The 22,703-nt window shown below is 40.6% G+C and carries 24 protein-coding genes and 2 pseudogenes; 16 read left to right on the forward strand and 10 right to left on the reverse strand.

Annotation, left to right across the window (positions count from 1 at the left end; translation table 11 throughout):
* Nucleotides 1–19: 19 nt before the first annotated feature.
* From O9323_RS19560 to O9323_RS19590, 7 genes are all read left to right on the forward strand, one after another.
* Nucleotides 20–2,590, forward strand: a complete 2,571-nt coding sequence (locus O9323_RS19560; protein WP_149106361.1) for a DUF3536 domain-containing protein — start codon at nt 20–22, stop codon at nt 2,588–2,590.
* 238 nt (nt 2,591–2,828) lie between these two features.
* Nucleotides 2,829–4,076 carry a tryptophan synthase subunit beta gene (trpB, locus tag O9323_RS19565; protein ID WP_002756261.1) on the forward strand — a complete coding sequence of 416 codons (1,248 nt, stop codon included), beginning with the start codon at nt 2,829–2,831 and terminating at the stop codon, nt 4,074–4,076.
* A 100-nt stretch (nt 4,077–4,176) separates the two neighbouring features.
* Nucleotides 4,177–5,166, forward strand: a complete 990-nt coding sequence (locus O9323_RS19570) for a CAP domain-containing protein (RefSeq protein WP_288125610.1) — start codon at nt 4,177–4,179, stop codon at nt 5,164–5,166.
* Between the two features lie 163 nt (nt 5,167–5,329).
* A complete protein-coding gene (locus O9323_RS19575; RefSeq protein ID WP_130758003.1) occupies nt 5,330–5,959 on the forward strand; it encodes a ribonuclease D in 630 nt (209 codons plus the stop codon).
* Nucleotides 5,960–6,269: 310 nt separating this feature from the next.
* Nucleotides 6,270–6,920, forward strand: coding sequence for a DUF3318 domain-containing protein (locus O9323_RS19580; RefSeq protein WP_002756255.1), 651 nt, complete (start codon nt 6,270–6,272; stop codon nt 6,918–6,920).
* A 114-nt stretch (nt 6,921–7,034) separates the two neighbouring features.
* Nucleotides 7,035–8,030, forward strand: a complete 996-nt coding sequence (locus O9323_RS19585; protein WP_288125611.1) for an anti-sigma factor antagonist — start codon at nt 7,035–7,037, stop codon at nt 8,028–8,030.
* Nucleotides 8,017–8,469: an ATP-binding protein gene (locus tag O9323_RS19590; RefSeq protein ID WP_002756253.1), complete on the forward strand. Its 453-nt coding sequence runs from the start codon at nt 8,017–8,019 to the stop codon at nt 8,467–8,469. Before O9323_RS19585 ends, O9323_RS19590 begins: the two co-directional genes overlap by 14 nt.
* 6 nt (nt 8,470–8,475) lie before the next feature.
* Here the strand turns inward: O9323_RS19590 and O9323_RS19595 are convergent, their stop codons facing one another.
* The 4 genes from O9323_RS19595 to petN are packed head-to-tail and all read right to left on the reverse strand — an operon-like array spanning nt 8,476 to nt 11,520.
* A complete protein-coding gene (locus O9323_RS19595) occupies nt 8,476–9,921 on the reverse strand; it encodes a serine/threonine-protein kinase (protein WP_149106363.1) in 1,446 nt (481 codons plus the stop codon).
* A gap of 53 nt (nt 9,922–9,974) precedes the next feature.
* The gene (gene sbcD, locus O9323_RS19600) at nt 9,975–11,228 is read right to left on the reverse strand and encodes an exonuclease subunit SbcD (RefSeq protein WP_024968787.1); all 1,254 of its coding nucleotides are present in this window, start codon (nt 11,226–11,228) and stop codon (nt 9,975–9,977) included.
* A gap of 42 nt (nt 11,229–11,270) precedes the next feature.
* Nucleotides 11,271–11,414, reverse strand: coding sequence for a hypothetical protein (locus tag O9323_RS19605; protein WP_002736416.1), 144 nt, complete (start codon nt 11,412–11,414; stop codon nt 11,271–11,273).
* A 16-nt stretch (nt 11,415–11,430) separates the two neighbouring features.
* Entirely contained in the window at nt 11,431–11,520 is a 90-nt protein-coding gene (petN, locus tag O9323_RS19610; RefSeq protein ID WP_012265708.1) for a cytochrome b6-f complex subunit PetN, read from the reverse strand.
* A gap of 414 nt (nt 11,521–11,934) precedes the next feature.
* On the opposite strand from petN, the gene O9323_RS19615 reads away from it, so the two are divergent.
* The 3 genes from O9323_RS19615 (at nt 11,935) to O9323_RS19625 (ending at nt 14,059) form a co-directional block, all read left to right on the forward strand.
* A complete protein-coding gene (locus O9323_RS19615; protein WP_002756247.1) occupies nt 11,935–12,330 on the forward strand; it encodes a hypothetical protein in 396 nt (131 codons plus the stop codon).
* A 220-nt stretch (nt 12,331–12,550) separates the two neighbouring features.
* Nucleotides 12,551–13,651: a 3-dehydroquinate synthase gene (aroB, locus tag O9323_RS19620; RefSeq protein WP_288125612.1), complete on the forward strand. Its 1,101-nt coding sequence runs from the start codon at nt 12,551–12,553 to the stop codon at nt 13,649–13,651.
* A gap of 30 nt (nt 13,652–13,681) precedes the next feature.
* Nucleotides 13,682–14,059, forward strand: a complete 378-nt coding sequence (locus O9323_RS19625) for a hypothetical protein (protein WP_286825625.1) — start codon at nt 13,682–13,684, stop codon at nt 14,057–14,059.
* A gap of 1 nt (nt 14,060) precedes the next feature.
* Here the strand turns inward: O9323_RS19625 and O9323_RS19630 are convergent, their stop codons facing one another.
* Both O9323_RS19630 and O9323_RS19635 read right to left on the reverse strand, forming a co-directional pair.
* Complete coding sequence (locus tag O9323_RS19630) at nt 14,061–17,333, reverse strand: CHAT domain-containing protein (RefSeq protein ID WP_288125613.1); 3,273 nt, start codon at nt 17,331–17,333, stop codon at nt 14,061–14,063.
* Nucleotides 17,334–17,403: 70 nt separating this feature from the next.
* Nucleotides 17,404–17,715, reverse strand: a complete 312-nt coding sequence (locus O9323_RS19635; RefSeq protein ID WP_288125614.1) for a hypothetical protein — start codon at nt 17,713–17,715, stop codon at nt 17,404–17,406.
* A 131-nt stretch (nt 17,716–17,846) separates the two neighbouring features.
* Between O9323_RS19635 and O9323_RS19640 the strand changes: the two genes are divergently transcribed.
* Both O9323_RS19640 and O9323_RS19645 read left to right on the forward strand, forming a co-directional pair.
* Nucleotides 17,847–18,032, forward strand: a complete 186-nt coding sequence (locus O9323_RS19640) for a YlcI/YnfO family protein (protein ID WP_002756239.1) — start codon at nt 17,847–17,849, stop codon at nt 18,030–18,032.
* Nucleotides 18,025–18,285 (forward strand): type II toxin-antitoxin system RelE family toxin, encoded by a 261-nt coding sequence (locus O9323_RS19645; protein WP_036385768.1) that lies wholly within the window; start codon nt 18,025–18,027, stop codon nt 18,283–18,285. Before O9323_RS19640 ends, O9323_RS19645 begins: the two co-directional genes overlap by 8 nt.
* Nucleotides 18,286–18,442: 157 nt before the next feature.
* Here O9323_RS19645 and O9323_RS19650 read toward each other — a convergent pair whose 3' ends face one another.
* Nucleotides 18,443–18,721, reverse strand: a complete 279-nt coding sequence (locus O9323_RS19650; protein ID WP_149107955.1) for a hemolysin XhlA family protein — start codon at nt 18,719–18,721, stop codon at nt 18,443–18,445.
* Nucleotides 18,722–18,790: 69 nt separating this feature from the next.
* Nucleotides 18,791–19,024 (reverse strand): hypothetical protein, encoded by a 234-nt coding sequence (locus O9323_RS19655; protein ID WP_288125615.1) that lies wholly within the window; start codon nt 19,022–19,024, stop codon nt 18,791–18,793.
* Between the two features lie 100 nt (nt 19,025–19,124).
* Between O9323_RS19655 and O9323_RS19660 the strand changes: the two genes are divergently transcribed.
* Complete coding sequence (locus O9323_RS19660; RefSeq protein ID WP_149107954.1) at nt 19,125–19,355, forward strand: DUF1902 domain-containing protein; 231 nt, start codon at nt 19,125–19,127, stop codon at nt 19,353–19,355.
* Here the strand turns inward: O9323_RS19660 and O9323_RS19665 are convergent.
* Nucleotides 19,352–19,675: a hypothetical protein gene (locus tag O9323_RS19665; RefSeq protein WP_288125616.1), complete on the reverse strand. Its 324-nt coding sequence runs from the start codon at nt 19,673–19,675 to the stop codon at nt 19,352–19,354. The genes O9323_RS19660 and O9323_RS19665 overlap by 4 nt on opposite strands.
* Before the next feature lie 85 nt (nt 19,676–19,760).
* Between O9323_RS19665 and O9323_RS19670 the strand changes: the two are divergent.
* Nucleotides 19,761–19,905 (forward strand): annotated as a pseudogene (locus tag O9323_RS19670) (3-dehydroquinate synthase); the annotation flags it as partial.
* Here the strand turns inward: O9323_RS19670 and O9323_RS19675 are convergent.
* Complete coding sequence (locus O9323_RS19675) at nt 19,879–21,018, reverse strand: geranylgeranyl reductase family protein (RefSeq protein ID WP_288125617.1); 1,140 nt, start codon at nt 21,016–21,018, stop codon at nt 19,879–19,881. The pseudogene O9323_RS19670 and the gene O9323_RS19675 sit on opposite strands and share 27 nt — an antisense overlap.
* Nucleotides 21,019–21,256: 238 nt before the next feature.
* On the opposite strand from O9323_RS19675, the gene O9323_RS19680 reads away from it, so the two are divergent.
* Both O9323_RS19680 and O9323_RS22955 read left to right on the forward strand, forming a co-directional pair.
* A complete protein-coding gene (locus O9323_RS19680) occupies nt 21,257–22,441 on the forward strand; it encodes an AAA family ATPase (protein WP_353851602.1) in 1,185 nt (394 codons plus the stop codon).
* A pseudogene (locus tag O9323_RS22955) lies at nt 22,441–22,563 on the forward strand (DUF4276 family protein); the annotation flags it as partial. The gene O9323_RS19680 and the pseudogene O9323_RS22955, both read left to right, overlap by 1 nt.
* Nucleotides 22,564–22,703 lie beyond the last annotated feature (140 nt).

Here is a 22,703-nt window from a genome sequence, read left to right on the forward strand (position 1 = left end):
CGATTTTCTAGGCATTTCTATGACTTATCTTGTTGAAAATCCTTCTACAACCTTTTATTCCTATACCGACACGGGGGTTGATCCCCTAAAAATCGCTCACGGAGTTTATATCACGGTTCACGGACATTTTTACCAACCACCGCGAGAAAATCCCTATCTAGACAGAATTGAACGGCAACCGAGCGCCCATCCCTTCCACAATTGGAATGAACGCATCCATCACGAGTGTTATCGTGCCAATGCTTTTGCGCGCATTTACAATGACCGGGGGGAAGTGCTCAAAATAGTTAATAACTACGAATATCTCAGCTTTAACATCGGGGCCACCCTCATGTCATGGATGCAATCCCATGATCCCGAAGTTTATCAACGCATCCTGGCAGCGGATCAAAAAAGTTGTCAACGCTTAAACGGTCATGGTAACGCCATCGCCCAGGTCTATAATCATATCATTCTGCCCCTAGCCAACAAACAGGACAAATACACCCAAATTCGCTGGGGAAAAGCCGATTTTCAGCACCGTTTCGGCCGGGATCCCGAGGGAATGTGGTTAGCAGAAACAGCCATTGATTTAGCCACAGTGACAGCTTTAATCGATGAGGGGATTAAATTCACCATTTTAGCCCCTTCCCAGGCCCTGCGCTGTCGTCCTTTCCCTAGCGACCATGATCCCCATCCCCAATGGCACGCGGTGGCCGGAGGTCAAATCGATCCCACCCGTCCCTATCGCTGTTACATCCCCGATGGTCGTTATCTGGATATTTTCTTCTACGATGGTCCAATTTCTCGCGATATGGGCTTTAATGATGTCCTAGCCAGCAGTGATTTTCTCGTCGGTCGTCTGGGACAAGCAATTAAAGGGGATCATCGTCCCTCCCAGTTAATCAGCGTCGCTACCGATGGGGAAACCTTCGGCCACCACAAACAGGGGACAGAGAAGTGTCTTAGCTATGCTTTTACAGAATCTTTCCCTAAAAACGGCTGGACAGTCACCAATTTCGCCCATTATCTCAGTATTTGCCCCCCCACTTGGGAAGTGGAATTAAAACCCGTGACCGCGTGGAGTTGCGTCCATGGCGTAAATCGTTGGCAGGATGACTGTGGTTGCGGGGGAGGGGGAAATTACCAGCAAAAATGGCGTAAACCCCTGCGGGAGTCCCTAAATTGGCTCAGAGATGAGTTAATTAAGGTCTATGAGATTCAAGGACAGGAATTTTTCCGCGATCCTTGGCAGACAAGGGATGACTACATTGCAGTTATTTTAGATCGATCCCCAGACGCGATCGAACATTTCCTGGCTGTGCATCAAAGTCGTACCCTGAGTAAAAGCGAGAAAATCGATGCTTTGCGTTTATTAGAAATGCAAAGACAAGCTTTATTGATGTTTACCAGTTGTGGCTGGTTTTTTGAGGAAATTTCTCGACCTGAAGGTACGCAAATTTTGAGATATGCTGGCCGGGCCCTGGAATTAGCTGGAGAAGTGGCCGGAATTCAATTAGAAATGAATTTCCTCAGTCGTCTAGCTTTCGCCCCCAGTAACGTTAAGTTATATCAAGATGGGGCCGATGTCTATCGACAATTGGTCACTTCTGCGCGGGTCGATTTGGAACGGGTGGCGGCCCATTACGCCATTAGTTCTCTATTTACCAATTATCCCAGTCATCATCGGATTTATTGTTACAATGCCCGTCAATTAGATTATCAAAAACAAGCGATCGGGTCTTTAACTTTAGCGGTGGGACAGGTGGAATTAACCTCGGAAATTACCCAAGAAAGTGAACATTTTGTCTTTGCTGTTCTACATTTAGGAGGTTGGGATTTTTACTGCTGCATTCAACCGTTTAACAGTCGGTTAATCTATACCAATCTTAAGGATCATCTCTTTGAATCTTTACAACAGGCCAGTGTTTCGACCATGATCGTAGAAATGGGGCGCGGATTGGGAGAAAACTTCTTTGCGTTACCCCATCTTTTTGCCGATGAAAGACACCGAATCATGCAGAAGGTGACAGCCGAAACTAAAAAACGTCTCGATCAATTATACACCCAAGTTTATCGGGATAATTACGGCATTTTAGCGGCTTTCCAACGGGATGAGCTGCCCGTACCTCCAGAGTTACAGGTAGCGGCCGATATTGCCATTTCTCACCGTTGTTTACAGGTGATTAATGCCCTAGAAAAAGATTTTGAGCATCGGCAAGCGACGGAGAATAATCTCGATCAATTATTTGCTATTGCTAAGGAAGCCAATCATTTACACTGTCAATTAAACATCCCCGAAGCGCGTCAAATCTTAGAAAGTCTGCTCTGGCAATCTCTTGGGAAATTATTACACGATGGCGATCCTTTAACGGCGGAGGAGGATACTCGCCTAATCACCCGTTTAATTGAAGTTAGCCAACAATTAAAGCTAGGATTATCCCTCGATCGCTCTCAGGAGTTATACTATTATTATTTCCATGATCGTCTAGTTCCTAATTCTTTGCGGTCTAATTTAATAGGTGCTGCCTGTCCCTGGCCGATGACTCAATTAAAGTGGTTATTACTATTAGGACAGGTGTTAAAAGTTGATGTGAGTATTTGGCTGTGAAATCAGTCAAAGGGTGGGCAATGCTCACCCTTTAATGATTAAGTGGGTTATACTAAATCCGGTTATTAAAAACTGATTATTTATTCCCCCTTTTGCCCCTTGCCTTTTGCCCGTCCTGATATATAGCCTATACTCAACGGATTTAGTATTAGGTGATGATTGCCCTAGAACTCAGGTTAACCCAGAGACTAAACCCTTAGATTTATAATGGATCATAAGTCTCTCATCGAAGGTTTACATGACTATCACGCCGATTTATACCGCCTCAGCCAGCACAGTAACCCAGTATCCCGATGCTTTTGGGCGTTTTGGACGCTACGGGGGCAAATACGTCCCAGAAACCCTGATGCCAGCCTTAAGTGAACTAGAAACGGCCTATAATCAGTATAAGGACGACCCCGATTTTCAAGAAGAATTAAATCAACTGCTCAAGGATTACGTCGGCAGACCTAGTCCCTTATATTTTGCCGAACGTCTCACCGCTCATTATGCCAAAACGGACGGTACTGGGGCGCAAATTTACCTAAAACGGGAAGATTTAAACCATACCGGGGCCCACAAGATTAATAACGCCCTTGGTCAGGTTTTATTAGCCAAACGCATGGGTAAAAAGCGAATTATCGCCGAAACCGGGGCAGGACAGCACGGCGTGGCCACCGCTACGGTTTGCGCTCGTTTTGGTCTAGAATGCGTGATTTATATGGGAATTCACGACATGGAACGCCAAGAACTCAATGTTTTCCGCATGAGACTGCTTGGCGCAACGGTGCAACCCGTGGCCGCCGGGACGGGAACCCTGAAAGATGCCACCTCGGAAGCGATTCGCGACTGGGTAACAAATGTGGAAACCACTCACTACATCCTCGGTTCTGTGGCCGGTCCCCATCCCTATCCGATGATGGTACGCGATTTTCATGCGGTTATTGGTCAGGAAACTCGTCAGCAAAGTCTGGAAAAATGGGGCGGTTTACCGGATATTCTCCTCGCTTGCGTGGGGGGTGGTTCTAATGCTATGGGTTTATTTCATGAGTTTGTTAAAGAAGCTGCCGTGCGTTTAATTGGTGTTGAAGCCGCAGGGGAAAGTATCGCTTCCGGAAAACACGCCGCCACCCTTACCCAAGGTCAACCGGGGGTTTTACATGGGGCCATGAGTTATTTATTACAAGATAGCGAAGGTCAAGTTATCGAGGCCCACTCCATTAGTGCCGGTTTAGATTATCCCGGAGTCGGGCCAGAACATAGCTTTTTAAAAGATAGTGGTCGCGCCGAATATTACAGTGTTACCGACAAGGAAGCACTAGAAGCTTTTCAACGAGTTTCCCGTTTAGAAGGGATTATTCCGGCCCTAGAAACTGCCCACGCTTTAGCTTATTTAGAAACTCTTTGCCCGCAAGTAAGTGGTAGTCCTCGCATTGTTATTAATTTCTCTGGACGGGGTGATAAAGATGTGCAATCGGTGGCTAAATATTTATCGATGAATGGTTAACAGTGAGCAGTTATCAGTTAACAGTTATCAGAGGGACAGCTATTGTGCATCTAAATTTTATATTCATTTTGACCTATTCTCTGTTCTAGACTAGCTTAATATGAAAAGTTCTTTTAAGAAGGGTTATCAGTTAGGAATTTTGATGCTTGTATCGACAAGTTTAATGGCCTGTAGTGCCTTAAACTATAGCTCTTTTACGGAACTTGTACCATCTTTCTCTCCCTCTCCTTCTCCCTCTCCTTTAGATGCGGCAACTTTACTTGTTTTAGAGAATAAAATCTATCAACAGGTAAATCGCTATCGTCAATCTCGCAATTTATCTCCCCTACTGTTAAATCGGACAATTTCGCAACAAGCAAGATTACATAGCCAACGTATGGCCTCGGGTTTAGTTCCTTTTAGTCATCAAGATTTTGACAAAAGAGTGCAAACTATTGGCGTTTCGGTTCCCTATGAAGCGGTGGGGGAAAATCTGGCAGTTAATCAAGGTTATGATGACCCAGTAATGATTGCTGTGGATGGTTGGATTAAAAGTCAAGGTCATCGGGAAAATATGAAGGGAGATTTTGATAGTACTGGGATTGGAGTAGCGACGGATAATCAAGGAAAATTGTACTTTACTCAAATATTTTTAAAACGTCAATCCGCTCCCGTTTCTACTAATCCCCTTAGCTACGATTCTATCGGGAATCAATCTTTTTTTATTACCCTCGAAGAAAACACTAATTATCAAGTTAATCGCTACCGAATTTCTCAAAATTTACCCCCCCTACGTCTCGATGCTCGCATCAGTCATGAAGCTCGCTTATTTAGTCAAAAAATGGCCAATAAACAGGTTCCTTTTAGTCATGATGGTTTTGAGGGAAGAGTCAAGGCAGTACAAAGGAAGATTCCTTTAGAAAAAATGGGCGAAAACTTGGCTTTTATGAAGGGATATCCTGACCCCGTTGCTGTTGCCGTCAAGGGTTGGATTAATAGTCCTGGTCATCAAAAAAATATGGTTGGTGATTATAATCTTACCGGTATCGGTATCGCTAAAAATAATGCTGGTGAATATTATTTTACACAACTTTTTGTTAAAAAGCGTTGACAAAATCACCCCGATGATATTTAAATTTAATTATCAGTTTTTAACATCAGTTATCAGTTATCAGTTATCAGTTATCAGTTATCAGGGAAATAAAGGCAGTCGTGCGATAGGCAAAAGCATGACAAATTTCCCTCCTGTCTCCTGTCTCCTATCTTCTAACTATATGAACTTAGACAATTTTCAAGTGTGCGATCGAGATTTAAGCGATGACCTATTATCCCGTTATCTAGGGGTTAATTTGATCGCTGTAGATACAGAAACTATGGGATTAATACCAGGGCGCGATCGACTGTGTTTAATTCAACTCTGTGATCCCAGTGGTTTTGTCACCGCTATTCGCATTTTTAGGGGGCAAACAGAGGCTCCTAATCTCAAAAAGGTCATGGAGGATGAGCGGATAGAAAAAGTCTTTCATTTCGCCCGTTTTGATGTGGCTCAATTGTCCCAAACTTTTGGCATTGCGACTCAACCGATTTTCTGTACCAAAATCGCCAGTAAACTGGCTCGGACTTATACTAGCAGTCACGGTTTAAAAAGTCTCGTGCAGGAATTAGAAGGCATAGAATTAGACAAAACCGCTCAAAGTTCTGATTGGGGAAATGCCGTTAATCTTACCCCAAAACAACTGAGTTATGCCGCCAACGATGTGCGCTATTTACTCTCAGTGCGAGATAAATTAATTGTGATGCTGCAAAGAGAAGAAAGATGGGAATTAGCCCAAAAATGCTTTAGTTGTATCCCCATCTTCACCGCTTTAGATTTACAGCAGTATAAAGATATATTTGAGCATTAGTCAGCAAAAGTTACGGTCTATTTAATAAGTAAGAAGATAAATTTTGTCTTTTATCCCCCCTTAATCCCCCCTTAATAAGGGGGTATCTGACAATTTTTAACACCCACCTACTTAGTATGATTGACTCCCAATCGAACTTTAAAAACCCAGTTATGGATTGTTTCTCCCCACTTCCCACTTCCCTCACTGATGACTGATCACTGATCACTGAAAATACTTCCTAGGGCTAAAAGCTGCCAAGATCAGAAAAAAGACCGCTATGATCGAAAATGGAAATCATCGTCATTGGTAGAGAATAGGTAAAAAATCTATGACATCTTATGCGGCCTCCTCTGCACGAGCCGAAATGAGCGAACTTCGGCGCCTAAAAACCCTGCTACCCCCAGAATTACAAAGCTGGGTAACGGTAGAAGGTTCCACAGAGATTAACCCCCCCCTGATCCGTTGTGAAGAAATTGGCAGAGATGAGGTAGAAATTCAGATAGATTTGGCAAAATGGGAAAATTTAGCCATCGATCAGCGTAATTTGCTCTTTTGGCATGAAGTGGCCAGGATTCAAAATGATAGTATTCCCCGGGAAGGCTGGGAAATGGCCGCCCTCGCTATTGGTTTAGGTGGTGCGGTGGGGGAATTATGGGTACAGGACGGTTTATTATTGCTCTTGGCCATGGGATTATGTGGGATTTCTGGTTATCGTCTCTGGCGCAAAAATAATGGCGATAAAATTCTCAAAGAAGCGATCGAAGCCGATGAAAAAGCGATCGCCTTGGCCACTCGTTTCGGTTATTCTCTTCCCAACGCCTACAAGAGCCTAGGCAGTGCCTTTAAAACCCTAATCGAACAAACACCTAACCGTCGTCTGCGTAAGCGTTATGAGACCCGTTTAGATGCCCTAAGGAAGAGTGCGGCGAAAGCGAAATCCCAAACTCAAGGCCGTCCGCCTTTAGGTGAGATTCGTTAGCCGATAATCACAGGTAATCTGTAACATTGCCCATTGGTATTTGGGGAAAAGTGTAGTAAACATTTAAATGGGTCATCAGGCCTTGTTCATCTATCAAATCATCTTTTTGTGTCGATGACTTCCCAAATCCCTGAAACGCGTTTTCTGATCATTCCGATGGAGTATCCCATTTTGCGGATACCCGATCGCTTGACTGTCCTGGAAGCATTACAGTTCAAGGAGATCTTTCACCATCTCATCGCCCAAACACCCACTCCCAAAAAAGTCATTCTCGATCTCAATGCCACTCAATTTATGGATAGTAGTGGTGTGGGTGCTTTGGTGCATAATCTCAAAGCGGCCAGGGCAGAAAATATCGAGTTAGTGCTGGCTAACGTCCATCCCCCAGTGATGGGGGTTTTATCGATTACGGGACTAGATCAATTATTCACTTTTCAAACCCCCCCCCTAGCACCCCAAGAAAATGGCTTTACTGCCACTGAAAACCATCTACTGAAAACCCATCCCTCGATTCGTAGTTGGTTAAAGCGCGGTCTTGACCTTGTTGGTGGGATCGTGGGTTTATTGATCACGGGGGTTATTTTTGTCCCCATTGCTATCGCTATTAAGTTAGATAGTCCGGGTCCGATTTTTTTTAGTCAAACCCGCTGCGGTTGGTTGGGAAAGCAATTTAAGATTCTTAAGTTTCGTTCCATGTGTGTGGATGCAGAAGCACTCAGGGATAAAATCCCCAATCAAGCGCAGGGAGCTTTTTTTAAGAATAAAAATGATCCCCGGATTACCCGGGTAGGAAAATTTTTACGTCGCACCAGTTTAGACGAATTCCCCCAGTTTTGGAATGTGATCATTGGTGAAATGAGTCTTGTTGGCACTCGTCCTCCCACCCCCGATGAAGTGGAACGCTACGATGTTCCCCAATGGCAACGTTTAGATGTAAAACCCGGTATGACGGGAGAATGGCAGGTGAATGGTCGCTCTCAGGTGCATAATTTTGAAGAGGTAATTCAACTAGATTTGCGCTATCAAGAAAATTGGAGTTTAAGCTACGATCTACGACTGATTTTTAAAACAATTTTGATTCTCTTTCAAAAAAACAGTGGTGCCTTCTGAAGTCTTAATTTCCCCTTCTTTCCCCCTTCAATTCCATCTACAAGTCCGGACGGAATTGGCAGCTCTAATCCCAGTCCTACAATGGTTTGAATCCCACGGCTGCCCTTTTTTACCTGAGTCGGTGCTTTGGCAGTGTAAGGTGGCTTTAGCAGAAGGATTTACTAATACTGTCCGTTACGCTCACAAAAATTTACCCCCAACTACACCCATCGATCTAGAATTAACTTTTTCGTCCCATTCTCTAGAAATAAAAATATGGGATCACGGTCAACCTTTTGATCTGCAAGCAAAACTTGATTCTCCACAACAAGATCCCGTCGCACCTTTGGAAATGGAAAGCGATCGAGGATTACTTTTGATGCGTTCTCTTACTGATACTTTACAATATATCCGCACTGGCGAAGGGAGAAACTGTTTAATTCTCCAGAAAAGTTTTTAAGTCAATTTATCCCCTGCTAGAAACTCTGTCCATAGCACAGGTTTCCAGACGAGAAAAAAGAATTATCCCACCCCCCACACCCCACACAAGGGTGGGGAGATGTCCAGGGGGTGCTTTGAGAGAGAAAGTAATTTGATCGTAGTATAACCACTTGTTATTCACTCGCCAACCGACTTTTGACCCAAAATCGTTCCATTTTTGTTGATCATAATTGCCGCTTCCTCCCAAACTTTCATAGATTCTTTTCTGAACAGATAGACCAAATTTTCCCTGACTATATTGTAACCAGAGTTGATTGATAATGGCTAAATCTTCACAGGGAAAGTTATCTATATCTTCTATCTTAAGATATTTTTCTTTAGTTCTATCGGCAACTTTTAAAAATAAATTAGCCGTTTCTTGATCTGCCTCTTGCCATTTTTCTTGCGCTAATAAATCCCGCAGATTGATGTAATCAATTGCCTTGGCACTTTTGAGGTTAATTTCCTCCCTAGTGGCAACTGGAAAAACTGATAAAACCGTTTCTTGAATTGTGTCCTGTGATCGGGGTTTTGGCGGAATCACTACGGCTAATTTTACCGCTAACTCTTGCAGGACTTCCCCGGCTGATTGATAACGTTTTTTGGTGCCAAATTCAATTAATTTATCTAAAATTTCGCCTAATTCAACACTAACAGGATTATTAATCAGGTGCTGTCTCCATACCCATTCATGTTCACTCACATCGAATAATTCAAAGGGAGATATTCCCGTTAATAAATAGATACAAGTGACTCCCAAACTATATAAATCACTGCTATTAATTGCTTTGCCATTGCCTTGTTCTGGAGCGATATATCCCGCCGAACCGATCACTGTTCCTGTTAGAGAAAGATTAGCAATGGTGATAAATTTAGAGGCACCGAAATCCACTAAAATTATTTTATTATCGCTGGGTCTCCTAATTATATTAGCTGGTTTAATATCTCGATGAATGACTCTTTTCGCATGGATAAAATCAAGAATTGGCAAAATTTCTAATAAAAGATGTTTGATCTTTTCTTCATTGAAAACTCCTTCACTTTGTAATTCTTGTTCTAGATTTTGTCCTTCAATATATTCTTGAACAAGATATTGTCGCCCATCATTGCCGGTAAAATAGGCATAGAGCGAGGGAATTTGTGGGTGTTGACCGAGATTATCTAAACTAATCGCTTCTTCTCTAAATAATTCCGCCGCTTTCTTGAGAGCATTACTATCTTGAGCGCTAGGAAAAAATTGTTTAATCACACAATAAGGTTGAGAAGGTTTATCCTCATCAATTGCTTGAAAAGTTTTACCGAAACCTCCTTGACCAATTAATTTTATAGAACGATAACGATCTTTTAGTAATAATTCAAAACGACATTTTTGACAGAATTTATCTGTAGGATTATTGTTATATAGACAATCGGGATTAAGACATAAACTCATTGTTAGTTCAAACAGGGATAGGGAAGCTGTTTCAGTAAACTGATAACTGATAACTAAATCGAGGTTTCTTCCTCTAGCCAAATTTCTGGCTGTTGATTTAATAAAAGCTGGGCTGCCTCTAACATATCATCGACAATATCGCGCAAATCTTTCTTATTATCGATATAAGCTTTTAACGCGTCCATCGGATCTAATTGATTACCCACCCCTAATTCCGGTAAACGGGGACGGGTTAATTGACTTATTAACTCCGCCCGAATACTATAGCTATGGGCAGGTTTTAACGCCTCATCAAGCTGATTGGTGTTGATTAGTTCTAATTGCTCACTGCGAATTTTATAAACTAAGCGGATAACTGCTTCCTGAATATCGTATTTTTTGAGAGCTTTCAGCAATTCTTTTTGGGGGTTTTCTGCTTCGGAAACATCCACTTCGATGGAACGGAAAGGACGCACGGGTAAAGGACAAAATTCCCATTTAACCTCTCCTTTAGCCACTTCTATTAAAACATAGCCCTTATCTTCTTTTTCCTCGCTAAAATCCACTCGATCGATGCTCCCCGGATAGACAATGGGCGGATCATTGCTAGGATTAAGATTTTGATGTTTGTGAACATGACCGAGGGCAACATACTCGAATTGTGGACGATTTAGTAGCGATAAAGGCACGGTAAAACCTTTACCAACCGCTAAAAGTCTTTCTGCTCCTAGACTAGCTCGATCAGCCATTAAATGGGCTAATAAAACTGTTGGTACACTTGTATCTAATTGGCGAATTTCTCCTTCTAACACCGGTTCCAAACGGTTAATTAATAATTCATTTACCCCACTCAAGGATAAACCCTCGGTTTCGGGACGGGTTAAGAGAGTGGCGCGGGTTAACCAGGGTAAAGTAATTACTTGGATATCACCGTTGCGAGTGGTGATGCGATGGGTGGTCAAGCGATCGCCAACAATAAACCCCGGCACCGCTAGGGTACGATAGATGGAGAGACTGACACCGCCATTACCATGAGAATGTTGATCGTGATTACCCACTAATAGCACTGTCGGGATATTAGCATCGGCAAGACGACGGAATTGACTGGCAAAAGCTTCGTGAACAAAAGGAGGAGGAGTGGCATCGGGAAAGGCATCTCCCCCAAAAAGCACTAGATCCACAGGGGTGGCAATAGCCCGATCGATACAGAGGCTTAAACTGCCCATAAAATCCTCGAAACGAGTATTTAATCCCGTTTTTGGATTTAAACGTCCATGGGAAAAACCGCTCCCCATGTGAATATCCGATAAGTGCAGTATTTTAATCATAGTAAAGGAAAAACAGGCGCAATTAGGTACACCTGTTCAGGATTATTTTCCTAATTTTTTATCGCCATCTTGACGACGGCGATCGCGCCATTCTGTAGTCGTCAGGTAGAGAATGCCACCACTGACGATAACGAGGAGAATTAAGGCGACTAGAAAGAGAGTGTTCAGAATCAAGGATGTTTCCATGGTATCTATAGATTACCTAGAAACCGTTACGACCCCAAACCACCATGGCGATCGACCAAGTGAACAGGGCGAGAATGCTAACCCAACCAAGTGTCAAAATATCCATAATTGCCTTTGTTAAACGAATTACTTGCGAGTTGACACTCTCCGCCCTAAAAGTGCGGAGATTCTTGGGCTGAATCTTGCCGCTACTAGCAAAGCTAATTTTGGTCTTACAGTTTCATGTCTAGTCCGACTACACCTACAAGGTAAGCACTCTTAAAGACTACTCCCCAAGCGTAAATTTCTGTGTGTCCCACAGTATTTAATTGTTTTTCGCTCTTACCATGTGGACTTACGATGAAAGCTTTTGTACCAGTGATGGTTAGAGATTTAGGGATTACGGAGTGTCGCTTGTTTCCTGCGTTCCCAAAGTCAACGACTCAATTTAATGCTAACATAAAGTCGCCCTAAAGGGCGAGGTTTTCAACCCAAATTTTCGATAATACTTCATCAGTGACTCCGTTTTAGAGAGGCGATCGTGCAAATTACGCTCAAGGAAAGAATCGAATCCATACAGGTGGGGAGTATCTCGGCGCTGGCTTTCCTGGTTCCCTATCTGCTATTTTTAACTGTTGATCGACTATTTTTAGGGGAATCGATCACATTAATTGGCGCTTTTGTCAAGATATCCGGGGCGATAATTAGCGGATTTCTCTTCGGTGTCACCTATCGTTATGTCGTCCGTAACGACGATAATCCCCATCTCAAAGATGGTACAGTAGCAGCTTTTGCCCTAGTCCGCGGCCTAGTTCCCCTACAATTATCCACAGACTTGCTCGCTGACAGTGGGCAATTAAGTCTCTTTCTGGGAGAGAGCTTTATCTGTTTTTTATCCTCTCGTCTGCTCTTAGAGTTGACTAAGCTGCGTCAATAACCGACTCAGTTATCAGTTATCAGTTATCAGTTATCAGATTTAAGTTTTCAGTCATCAGTTATCAGTTATCAGATTTAAGTTTTCAGTGAGCAGTATGTATTAAGTGAGCAGCATTAAATGGCAGTTTCCCACTGTCTTTTCACTGTTTACTGATCACTGTTTACTGATTACTGTTTACTGTTTACTGATCACTGATCACTGAAACATCACCCCACACCCCATGGCTATTTGTATTCCCGTTAATTTACCCGATCGCTCCTATAATATTCTGATCGAGAAGGGCAGTTTAGCCAATCTCGGTGCAGAAATGAGCCGGTTAAACTTAGGTAAAAAGGTTTTATTGGTTTCTAATCCCGAAATTTTTGACTATTACGGACATACAGCCGTTAATTCTCTAGAAAAAGCGGGATTTACCGTTTTTACACATCTGATCCCCGCCGGCGAAAATTATAAAACCCTCGATTCGATCGCCCAAGTTTATGATACTGCCCTCGCTCACCGGTTGGAACGTTCCTCGACTATGGTTGCCCTCGGTGGTGGTGTGATCGGGGATATGACGGGATTTGCGGCAGCCACATGGTTACGGGGCATTAATTTTGTCCAGGTTCCCACCACCCTGTTAGCGATGGTGGATGCTTCCATCGGGGGTAAAACTGGTGTTAATCATCCCCAGGGCAAAAATCTGATCGGGGCGTTTTATCAACCGAAATTAGTTCTGATCGATCCTAGCGTCCTTAAAAGCCTACCGGTGCGAGAATTTCGGGCAGGAATGGCAGAAGTGATTAAATATGGTGTAATTTGGGATGCTGAGTTATTTAAACAGTTAGAAGACTCGGACAATTTAGCCAGTTTTTCTCAGATCGATGGCCAGCTATTGCAAACAATTATTACAAAATCTTGCCAAGCTAAAGCAGATGTGGTAAGTAAAGACGAAAAAGAAGCGGGTTTGCGGGCGATCTTAAACTATGGTCACACGATCGCCCACGGCATTGAAAGTTTAACGGGATATACTAGCGTTAACCACGGGGAAGCGGTGGCGATGGGGATGGTGGCAGCAGGAGCGATCGCTGTTAAACTGGGAATGTGGACGGAAGCGGAAAATCAACGACAAACGGCGTTAATTGCCAAAGCTGGCTTAGAAACACAAATTCCGCCCTTAAACCCCGACCAGATGATCGAGATGCTTACTGCCGATAAAAAGGTCAAAGATGGCAAAGTTAGATTTATTTTACCAACGGCGATCGGCCAAGTCACCATTAGCGATCGAGTTACTCCCTCCATGGTGCGCGAGGTGTTATCCCCAACCAAATCCGGGCAATAGACGTTTTTTCAATTAAGGAATGCTCCCAATATGACGACTGACTCAATACAAGTTACTGCTGAAGAAATTGCCCAGTTTCGCGCTGAATTAGCGGATAATCCTCAAGCACTTGCGGATCTTGACATGATTGATCGATGTGACGGCGATTTGGAGTACGCTGCTATTCGATTAGTAAGGCGTTCAAATATTGATATAGTGAGGGCAGAGGGCGAAAGTTTTTGGCAACAAGCTATCACCCAGGCACGTCAATTAATATGTCATGATCATATTAGACAAGATATTGCTCCTAATATATTAGGTGGATTGGTTGGGTTATTTATTACTTCTGGTAATCCAATTCTTGAAGTTGTGGCAACTACTTTAGCCATTTATATTGTCAAGAAAAGATTAGACAATTTTTGTAGTTAGTTTAGATACCTGCTGCGGTAAAAGCCGCCCAATAAAAAGGGTTTTCAAAAAGTTTATAATTAGGCTCAAACCCTTTTACCTTTACTCTATATTGTTGATCTTCAATCATATCTATCAATCGCTTAAATTCTTCTGTTGTTAATTTTTGTTGCATTAGCTTGACAATTTCTTGACAACTATTCAATTGATTGAGATATTCTTGTACGGTCAAATTCTGCAACCAATATTGAGCTTGTTTCAAAGCAACTGGTACAGAAACTTGCTGATTCTCATCAAATAAAATCTCATAAAATTTAATCATCAAGAAGGAGGTTTGTAGGTCATTAACTTTCCATAAACTACTGACAACGCTGGGACTTCCTGCAAACAGAAAACCACTGGGTAAACCGATATATTCATCGCTGATAGAGTTTAAATCAATTAAGCCAGTTTCGCAAGCGGAAAGGGTGACAAGGCGACATTTATTCAAGCGCAGTTCAAAGATTTCGCCTAATGTTAGTGGTTCTTTATTAGCTAAAAATAAGGCGGATTCTAGGGGATTATCGGGGTTAAAGCCTCCATGACAGGAGAAGTGATAACAGTGGTTATCTGAGGATTTGAGATGGGGAAGAACAGCGTTTTTTGTGGCGTTATCTTTAGCGATAACTTGAGGTTCAGTAAAGAAAGTTGAGAGGATATTAACTTCTAAGTCGGTGTAAAATAAGTCTTTGGTGGGGTTTTGAATAGCGAAAAGTTTATTAAAGTTGGGATGGTGAAAAGTTTGGGAAATTTTTTGCAAGATTTGACAACTGGGGGCATATTGTACATCATATTTATCCAGTAAAATTTGGCTTTCATTAATGGGGAAAGCGTGAATAGGGAGAATATGCAGAAACACATGGGGGATAATAATTAAGCGTTGACAAGTATCGGGAATGAGGGCAAGAATATCATTAATATGCAGAATATCAGCAAAAGTCTGTAAGAGGTTAGACAGTTGATTTTTCCATTCTTGCTTACCATTTTTGGAGTAATAAAGCTGTAGATAATTGTTGATTGTATCAAATAATTGCTTTATATCATCTTCGGAAGATTGCCAAACTTTAACCTCTCCACCAGCAGACACCACAAAAGCGAGTATTTTCTTTCCTGTAATATACCATTGCAGCAGACAAGTTTCAGCATCGGTTAAAGCTTGAATCTCTGTAAATGGGATCGGCTCAACTTTTTGAGTTAGGCTAAAGAGAGGATCTTTAATTTCTCTTGCAATAAAATTATCTAAGTCTTGTTGATATTCCTTCAAATAACTGTGATCTGGAACGTAGGGAGTTAAGTTATCACTCTGCATTAGCTTCTGGTTAATGCTTTGATGGTGTAAGCGAATTTGTTCATTAAAAACTCGTTGTTTTAATTCATTTAATTGGGCGATGATTTCTTGACTAACTCCTTGGGGATGTAGATTTTTCTGAGTCATTAATTCCACCAGATTACGCCCTTTACTGCGTTCGATATATTCTAATGCCTTCTCAGGTTGATTGAGGTGAAGATAGGCTAGCACGATGCGATGGAAGACATCAATGGCGTTAGATAAAACCTCTTGACGACTTTGGGGGTTTAATGCTTCTAAGCGAGCATTTTCTACGGCTTCAATGGCGATATTATAAGCTTCTGTGGCAGGTTGCCATTGTTTTTCTAAATAATGTAAATTACCAAGATTAGTAGCAGTTTCTAAACACTTTAATGGATCATTATCTTTGGTACGAAATTTTAAAGCATCTTTATAGGCTAAAATTGCCTTGTTTAAATTTTCCGCCCTTCCTTCTTTAATTTTCCGAGAATAAGTAAAGTAAGCACAACCGAGATTATTTTGAGTTTTTGCCCATTCATAAGGATAAGATTCAAAAGTTCTCACCTGTAACGCTTGTTGATAATGAAAAATAGACATTTCTAAATTACTAATTTCATCTTCACTCATTCTTTTTGCATAAGCTGATGCAAGATTATCTTGTAAATCTGCCCATTCAATAGGATTATTATTTTGTGGACATACCTCTAAAGCATTTTGAAAAGCAACAATGCCTTTTTCTATTTCCTTATTTTGATCTTCTTCAGAAATGAACAGATAAAGATTAAATGTATGAATAATACCAAGATTATTTTGGATCTTAATCCACTCTTGAGGGAAGTTTTCACGATTGCATATTCTTAGGGCATTTTCAAAACACTCAACTGCTTTGTTAAAATTATCTAGTTTATTTTTTTTTTCTTTGACTAGATTAATTCTGTCACGGTAAGCATTTCCCATATTACTCTGTACCATTGCCCATTTATAGTGAGATTGAGGAACTTTAAGAGCTTCTAAATGAGCAGAGATAGCTCTCTCTAGATTATCAGCTTTATTTCCCTTTATTCTGTGACTATAAGCTACGCCAAGATTATTTTGTATTGTTGCCCATTCTTGAGGAGAATTAGTAAAAGTTATAATTTGGAGAGTTTCTTCATATTTTTTGATAGCTATTTCCAATTTGTCAGCATAATCTTCTCCAGTTTTGTTGCGGTAAACAGCCGCTAGATTTGCTTGTATTCCAGCCCATTGTAGCGGTGATTTTTTACGGTTATATACTCTTAAGGCATTTTCAAAAGCTGTTATGGCTTCTGCTAAATTACTATTTTTATCTCCTTTAGTTCTTTTACGATAAGCGTTGCCTAGAATATTTTGAGTATCAGCCCATTTATGAGGATTTTGTTCAAACTTGATCTCTTTTAATAATTCATTACACACAGTAATTGCCATTTCTTGATTATTAGCATCATCGTAAGCTATAGCTAGATTATATTTATTTCTAATCCATTCTTCACGAAATTGGTCAAAAGTAAATATTTGCAGAGCATTTTTAAAGCTATTAATAGCTATTCTTAAATTTTCTGATTTATTTCCTTGTATTCGTTCTAAATAAGCTATTCCGAGCCGATCTTGAACAACTGCCCACATTTCAGGAATAGTATCTTTACTAAATATTCTTAAGCCTGTTTGATAACAAGTTATGACAATTTCTTTGTTTATATGAGCAATCCCTAGAGAAAAATTTGATAATAATTCACCAAAACTCATAATAATTATGCCAAAACGTTGTAATACTTGAGACTTTGCCCCATCTTGTAAAATATTATTAATCCAATCTATAAGAATTTGATGAAAAGTTTCATTAAGTTTACTCAGATTTTGGTTTAGGTAAGGATAAAGATTTTCAGGAGTTGGATTCTGTTCAACTAACTGAAGTAAGTACCTAAGCAAAATTAATTACACATTTCGATAAAGCTTTTGCCTCTTGCCTATTGCCTCTTGCCTGTCTTCACTAGGAAATTTATTTTGCATGACTACTTATATGAACGATAAATTGAAAATAATTTTCGTGATCATTCTCTGATAAATTAAAATCACCATTCTGCATTTGTTTTAAGATTCCTGTTAACTGTTGCGCCATATTCAGCAACCATCGCGCCTCATTTTCCCTTCCTACTTCCCCGTATTGTTTCGCTACGGCTACCATTACCTCAACCAACCCCTGATCCAACAATTCCCGATTTTCCTGTAATATTCGGGGTTCATCGCCTTGATTACAGGATAATAGCTGATTAACGAGGTTTAGATAAGCTTGGGTGCGTTGTTCGTTCATGGGTTGAGAGAGGGTTGAACAGGATTATTCTTGATTATATTGAAAAAAAAGGAATTTTGCCTAAATCATGAATCATTTAAGAATCTCAATGTTAAGATAAAATGAGAAAACTAACTAGGATAAATACCATCATGACAACACCAACTCAACAAATGCAATTTCAACCGATTTTTGTTGAAGGGGATGAAACCGAAATTATTCCTCCTGAAGACATTGCCGAAAGTGACGCAGCTTGGCAAGATTATTTAACAGGAAAAGATCAGGGAATCTCTTTAGAAGAACTTGAACAAGACTTATGGGGAGAAAACCTTGAGTGAGTGGCGTTTTCTTATTTTAAAACCTGCCCAACGCTATCTAAAACGGTTGTCTAAAACTGATCAAGAGCGTATTATTAAAGGATTAAAATCTTTATTAACCAACTCTGAAAATGCGGATATTAAGCCCCTTAAAGGAAGACCAGAATTAAGATTACGAATAGGAGATTATCGCTGTTTATTTTTTATAGATCAAGAAAATCGAATTTATATTATTACTCAGATTGGTACTCGCGGAGATATTTACAAAAAATAAAATAAATCTTTCACTCTATCCCCTATCAACTCCTAATTTTCCTGTAATATTCTGGATTCATCGCCATCATTGCAGGATAATAATTGATTAATGAGGTTTAGATAAGCTTGGGTGCGTTGTTCGTTCATTGTCTGTACTATGATTTTTGTGATTATATTTATGATTGAGGAAAGGGAAGAATAATATAGCGAATTATTGTTCCGAGTAAAGCCGTTCCCAAGATTCCGATTAACGTCCAAATTTGTGCCTTTTGAGAGCCTTTTATTTCCTTTGTATCATCTTTTAAACTTTCAATATCTTTTTCTAAACCATCGACTTTTTCCTCTAATCTAGCTTGTCCAATTTCTAGACTATTCAGACGATTATCAAGTTTTTCTAGTTTCTGATTAATTTCACCTAAAATTTCTTTCAGATCTTGTTCAATCGTAATTGACATCTGATGATTCTCCTGATAATGATGGTTATCAGTATTATTGTATATTTTGTCTCAAGTGCTTGTCAACGATTACGCCTCATTTTCCCTTCCTGCTTCCCTGTATTGTTGCGCTACAGCTATCATTATCTCTATCAAACCCCGATCTAATAATCTCTGATTTTCCTGTAATATTTGGGGTTCATCGCCTTCATTACAGGTTAATAATTGATTAATGAGGTTTAGGTAAGCTTGGGTGAGTTGTTCATTCATAGCGTTGTAAATGGTGACGGTTAATTCAGTTATAAGCGATTCATCGGCAATCATCAAGAGTTGGGGATTGGTGGTAAGGTTGTCAGAAAAGCGATCGCACTGTATAATCTTGATTGATATATAAGCTAATTCTACTCACTTGAACTAAATCATCATGAATCAAAAACCGTACCAAGTAGAAGCATTTTGGGATCGAGAGGCGCAAGTGTGGGTAGCAGAGAGTGAAGATATTCCGGGATTAGTCACCGAAGCTGATACCATCGAAGCTTTAACAGCTAAATTACGACAGATGATTCCAGAATTATTACAACTAAATCATCTAATTACTATTGAACCTCAAGAAGCGATAACTTTTGAATTGGCGTTGCCTGAGGACTATGATTAAGGATTACCTGAAATAACGAATCTACCAACTGCTACTAAAAAACCTCCCACCGCAGTAATTAAAATACCAATTATTGTCCAAATTTGCGCTTGTTGTGATCTTTTAATTTCTTTGACATCTTCCTTAACAGAATTTATTTCTCCTCTTACAAAATTTATTTCTCCTCTTACAGAATTTATTTCTACTTTTAATACTTGTCTTTCGCCTTTAGCTTCTGTTAGCTGAATTTTTATATCTGTAACATCTTTTTGGACATTTTCTAGTTTTTGACTAATTTCTGTTAGAATTTTTTCAAGACTTTGTTCAATCATCACTGACATTTATTTTCTCCCCTAATCAGACAGATTATCAATCATTATAGTCGATATTCAGAGAACTATTATCCTTCCTGCATCCCTGAATTTCGAGGCACTTACGGCCGATAAAAAGGTCAAAGATGGCAAAGATTAGATTTATTTTACCCACGGCGATCGGGAAAGTAACCATCAGCGATCGAGTTACCTCCCCCATGGTAAGAGAAGTTTTACCCCCAACCAAATCCGGGCAGTAAAAGCTTTTTCAATTGTTGCATCGCTTGTTCCGTAACATCCCGGTATTTTAAATCTCCCACGAGAATACGTCCCATCATTTGACTGGCGATCGGCCGTTTAACGGCGACATTGTAGGCGATTTGGGTAAATTGATAGAATAAACCAGCTAATTTGGCCGCTAAAGCCATATCTTCCCCCCATTCTTCCCGAATTATCCGACTATAGTTCGCTAAAGCGCGATTATCCCCGGCTAAAGCTCGATCGATCGCCTCGGCTGCCTTAACTCCCGTCAAAATTGCTGGACGGATACCCTCACCGATGAGCGGATCGAGAATCCCCGCCGCTTCCCCTGTAATTAAGGCATTTTGGGCGTGTAGCGGTTGATTTCCGTTCCAAAGGGCTAAAGCATACTCACTATAGCGGTAATTCTCTAAATTCCAGCCCTTTTGACGGGCATAATTTAACAGTTGTTTTTTTAGCTCCTCGGATTTGATGCTGCCCTTAAAACAAGCGCCGCTAATTGTGTAACCATTAGACTTGGGAAAAGCCCAGATATAGCCATTTTGTAGGGAACCAAAATCAAAAAAGGCTTTTTGGGGTGGAATAGTCGCTTCTGCGTTAGTAATTTCGAGAGTAGCACCGATCGCTTCGTTTTTCGCTGGTAATCCTAACCAGCGACTGGTATTGCCCTTAACACCATCGGCAGCAATCAGATATTTACCCGAAAATGTTCCTTGGGATGTGGTAACTTGCCAGTGATCTTGGACAAATTTGATCTGGGTAACTTCGCTGTTATCTTGGATAGTTGCCCCGACTGCGATCGCCTGTTGACCTAAAAAATCATCGAAACGATCCCTTTGTACCATCCACATCGGTTCTAGCATATTTAACTTAGTGGTGACGGCATCCCCCTGTTTCCAAGTAAACTGTACTTGCGTGACGGTATTCTCGATCACGGGGGTAAAATCAAAATCAAACCACTGCTTAATTGCCGGGGATACCCCACCACCACAGGGTTTATAACGGGGTAATTTCGCTTTATCGAGGATCAGAATCGATCGTCCCTTTTTAGCTAGATGATAACCCGCCGTCGTTCCTGCTGGTCCCGCACCGATGATAATACAGTCAAACATTTGTACTAATTTAAGTCGTTGAACAAATTTATAGACAATTTACGCTATTTTGGGCAACTTGTGTTGAGTCTGGTTTCTTGTCCCTTCCTCAGGCGGTTGAGCTTGCCTCTCTAGTTTCTAACTGATTTATCCCCCAATGTCCAAGAGAGTCTAATCTCTGGCTTTTTTGGCTAATTGATCAATTATCTTCACCTGATCAATCGTATAATCAAAAAAACTATAACGGCTCGATTATATCATGAAAATTGTTTCTATTAAAATAAAAAACTATCGTATGTTTAAAAATATACACATAAGAGATATTCCCCCTTTTTGCGTGATTATTGGAGCTAACGGCACGGGAAAATCTACTCTATTTGATATTTTTGGGTTTCTGCGAGATGCCCTCAAAAACAACATTCGCCAAGCTTTACAAATTCGCGGCGGTTATAGAGAAATTATCACTAGAGGTCAAGAACAGGAAGATATTGAAATCGAGCTGCAATTTCGCATGAAAATCTTAGATACAGAACGTCTGGTTACTTATCAAATCATAATTGGACAAAACAATAATCGCCCCGTTATCAAACGCGAAATACTTCGCTATAAACGGGGTGAACACGGTAAACCTTTTCATTTTTTAGATTTTCAACTTGGTCAAGGATATGCTATCACCAACGAAGAAGATTTTAGTAAACCGGATAAAGAACTCGATCGAGAAGAACAACAGCTAGAATCTAACGATATACTAGCAATCAAAGGATTAGGACAATTTCAACGTTTTAAAGCCGCTACAGCCTTTCGTTCTCTGATTGAAAATTGGCACGTTTCTGACTTTCATATTAGCGAAGCTAGAGGAAGTAAAGAAATATCTTACGCTGAACACTTATCCCCCACTGGCGACAATATAGCTACAGTTGCTCAATATATTTATCAACAATATCCCGAAATTTTTCAGCAAATTCTCGAAAAAATGAAACAACGAGTTCCGGGTATTTCCTCTGTGGAAGCCAAAGAAACCGAAGACGGTCGCTTGATTTTACGTTTTCAAGATCAGGCCTTTAAAGACCCTTTTATTGATCGCTATGTTTCTGACGGGACTACGAAAATGTTCGCCTATTTAATATTACTATTCGATCCCAATCCTCATCCCCTACTCTGTGTCGAAGAACCAGAAAACCAACTTTATCCTACTTTATTAAAAGAACTAGCCGAAGAATTCGCCCACTATAGCGATCAGGGGGGTCAGGTATTTGTTTCTAGCCACTCCCCCGATTTTATCAATGCGGTTCCACTAGCTAGTATTTTCTGGCTAATTAAATGCCAAGGTATCACCCAAATCCATAGGGCTGCCGATAGCGAAATCCTCAAAAACTTAGTAGCGGAAGGCGATTTACCCGGCTATCTTTGGAATCAAGGCTGGTTTGAAGGAGTAGAACCCTAATGAACTATGATATCGTATTTTTGCTAGAAGAGTCATCTATAAAAAATGTGTTAGAAGAACTTTTGCCTAAACTTATTCTCCGAGAAATCAGCTATATATGTATTAGTCATCAAGGTAAACAAGCTGAAAGGGGGACAAGAAGGCTGAAATCCATATATCATAAGCTTTTCATGGTTTTAGCTCTAAAAAGTTCGCCGCACCATCTCTCACTTATTAATAATAATTCCTAGTAAGCTCGCTCCTATCCCTAATTCTTTCGTTA

Origin of the sequence: Microcystis sp. LE19-131.1A, assembly GCF_027532015.1 — a bacterium.
GTDB lineage: Bacteria > Cyanobacteriota > Cyanobacteriia > Cyanobacteriales > Microcystaceae > Microcystis > Microcystis ichthyoblabe_A.

Bases quoted from the DNA above. Each gene is read 5' to 3' on its own strand.
- O9323_RS19585 (WP_288125611.1), top strand. From the start codon at position 7,035: ATGACTTCCCAAATCCCTGAAACGCGTTTTCTGATCATTCCGATGGAG.
- O9323_RS19595 (WP_149106363.1), bottom strand. From the start codon at position 9,921: ATGAGTTTATGTCTTAATCCCGATTGTCTATATAACAATAATCCTACA.
- O9323_RS19570 (WP_288125610.1), top strand. From the start codon at position 4,177: ATGAAAAGTTCTTTTAAGAAGGGTTATCAGTTAGGAATTTTGATGCTT.
- O9323_RS19665 (WP_288125616.1), bottom strand. From the start codon at position 19,675: ATGTCAGTGATGATTGAACAAAGTCTTGAAAAAATTCTAACAGAAATT.
- O9323_RS19650 (WP_149107955.1), bottom strand. From the start codon at position 18,721: ATGTCAATTACGATTGAACAAGATCTGAAAGAAATTTTAGGTGAAATT.
- aroB (WP_288125612.1), top strand. From the start codon at position 12,551: ATGGCTATTTGTATTCCCGTTAATTTACCCGATCGCTCCTATAATATT.
- O9323_RS19575 (WP_130758003.1), top strand. From the start codon at position 5,330: ATGAACTTAGACAATTTTCAAGTGTGCGATCGAGATTTAAGCGATGAC.
- petN (WP_012265708.1), bottom strand. From the start codon at position 11,520: ATGGATATTTTGACACTTGGTTGGGTTAGCATTCTCGCCCTGTTCACT.
- O9323_RS19640 (WP_002756239.1), top strand. From the start codon at position 17,847: ATGACAACACCAACTCAACAAATGCAATTTCAACCGATTTTTGTTGAA.
- O9323_RS19625 (WP_286825625.1), top strand. From the start codon at position 13,682: ATGACGACTGACTCAATACAAGTTACTGCTGAAGAAATTGCCCAGTTT.
- O9323_RS19605 (WP_002736416.1), bottom strand. From the start codon at position 11,414: ATGGAAACATCCTTGATTCTGAACACTCTCTTTCTAGTCGCCTTAATT.
- O9323_RS19660 (WP_149107954.1), top strand. From the start codon at position 19,125: ATGAATCAAAAACCGTACCAAGTAGAAGCATTTTGGGATCGAGAGGCG.
- O9323_RS19560 (WP_149106361.1), top strand. From the start codon at position 20: ATGACTTATCTTGTTGAAAATCCTTCTACAACCTTTTATTCCTATACC.
- sbcD (WP_024968787.1), bottom strand. From the start codon at position 11,228: ATGATTAAAATACTGCACTTATCGGATATTCACATGGGGAGCGGTTTT.
- trpB (WP_002756261.1), top strand. From the start codon at position 2,829: ATGACTATCACGCCGATTTATACCGCCTCAGCCAGCACAGTAACCCAG.
- O9323_RS19655 (WP_288125615.1), bottom strand. From the start codon at position 19,024: ATGATTGCCGATGAATCGCTTATAACTGAATTAACCGTCACCATTTAC.
- O9323_RS19635 (WP_288125614.1), bottom strand. From the start codon at position 17,715: ATGAACGAACAACGCACCCAAGCTTATCTAAACCTCGTTAATCAGCTA.
- O9323_RS19675 (WP_288125617.1), bottom strand. From the start codon at position 21,018: ATGTTTGACTGTATTATCATCGGTGCGGGACCAGCAGGAACGACGGCG.
- O9323_RS19680 (WP_353851602.1), top strand. From the start codon at position 21,257: ATGAAAATTGTTTCTATTAAAATAAAAAACTATCGTATGTTTAAAAAT.
- O9323_RS19580 (WP_002756255.1), top strand. From the start codon at position 6,270: ATGACATCTTATGCGGCCTCCTCTGCACGAGCCGAAATGAGCGAACTT.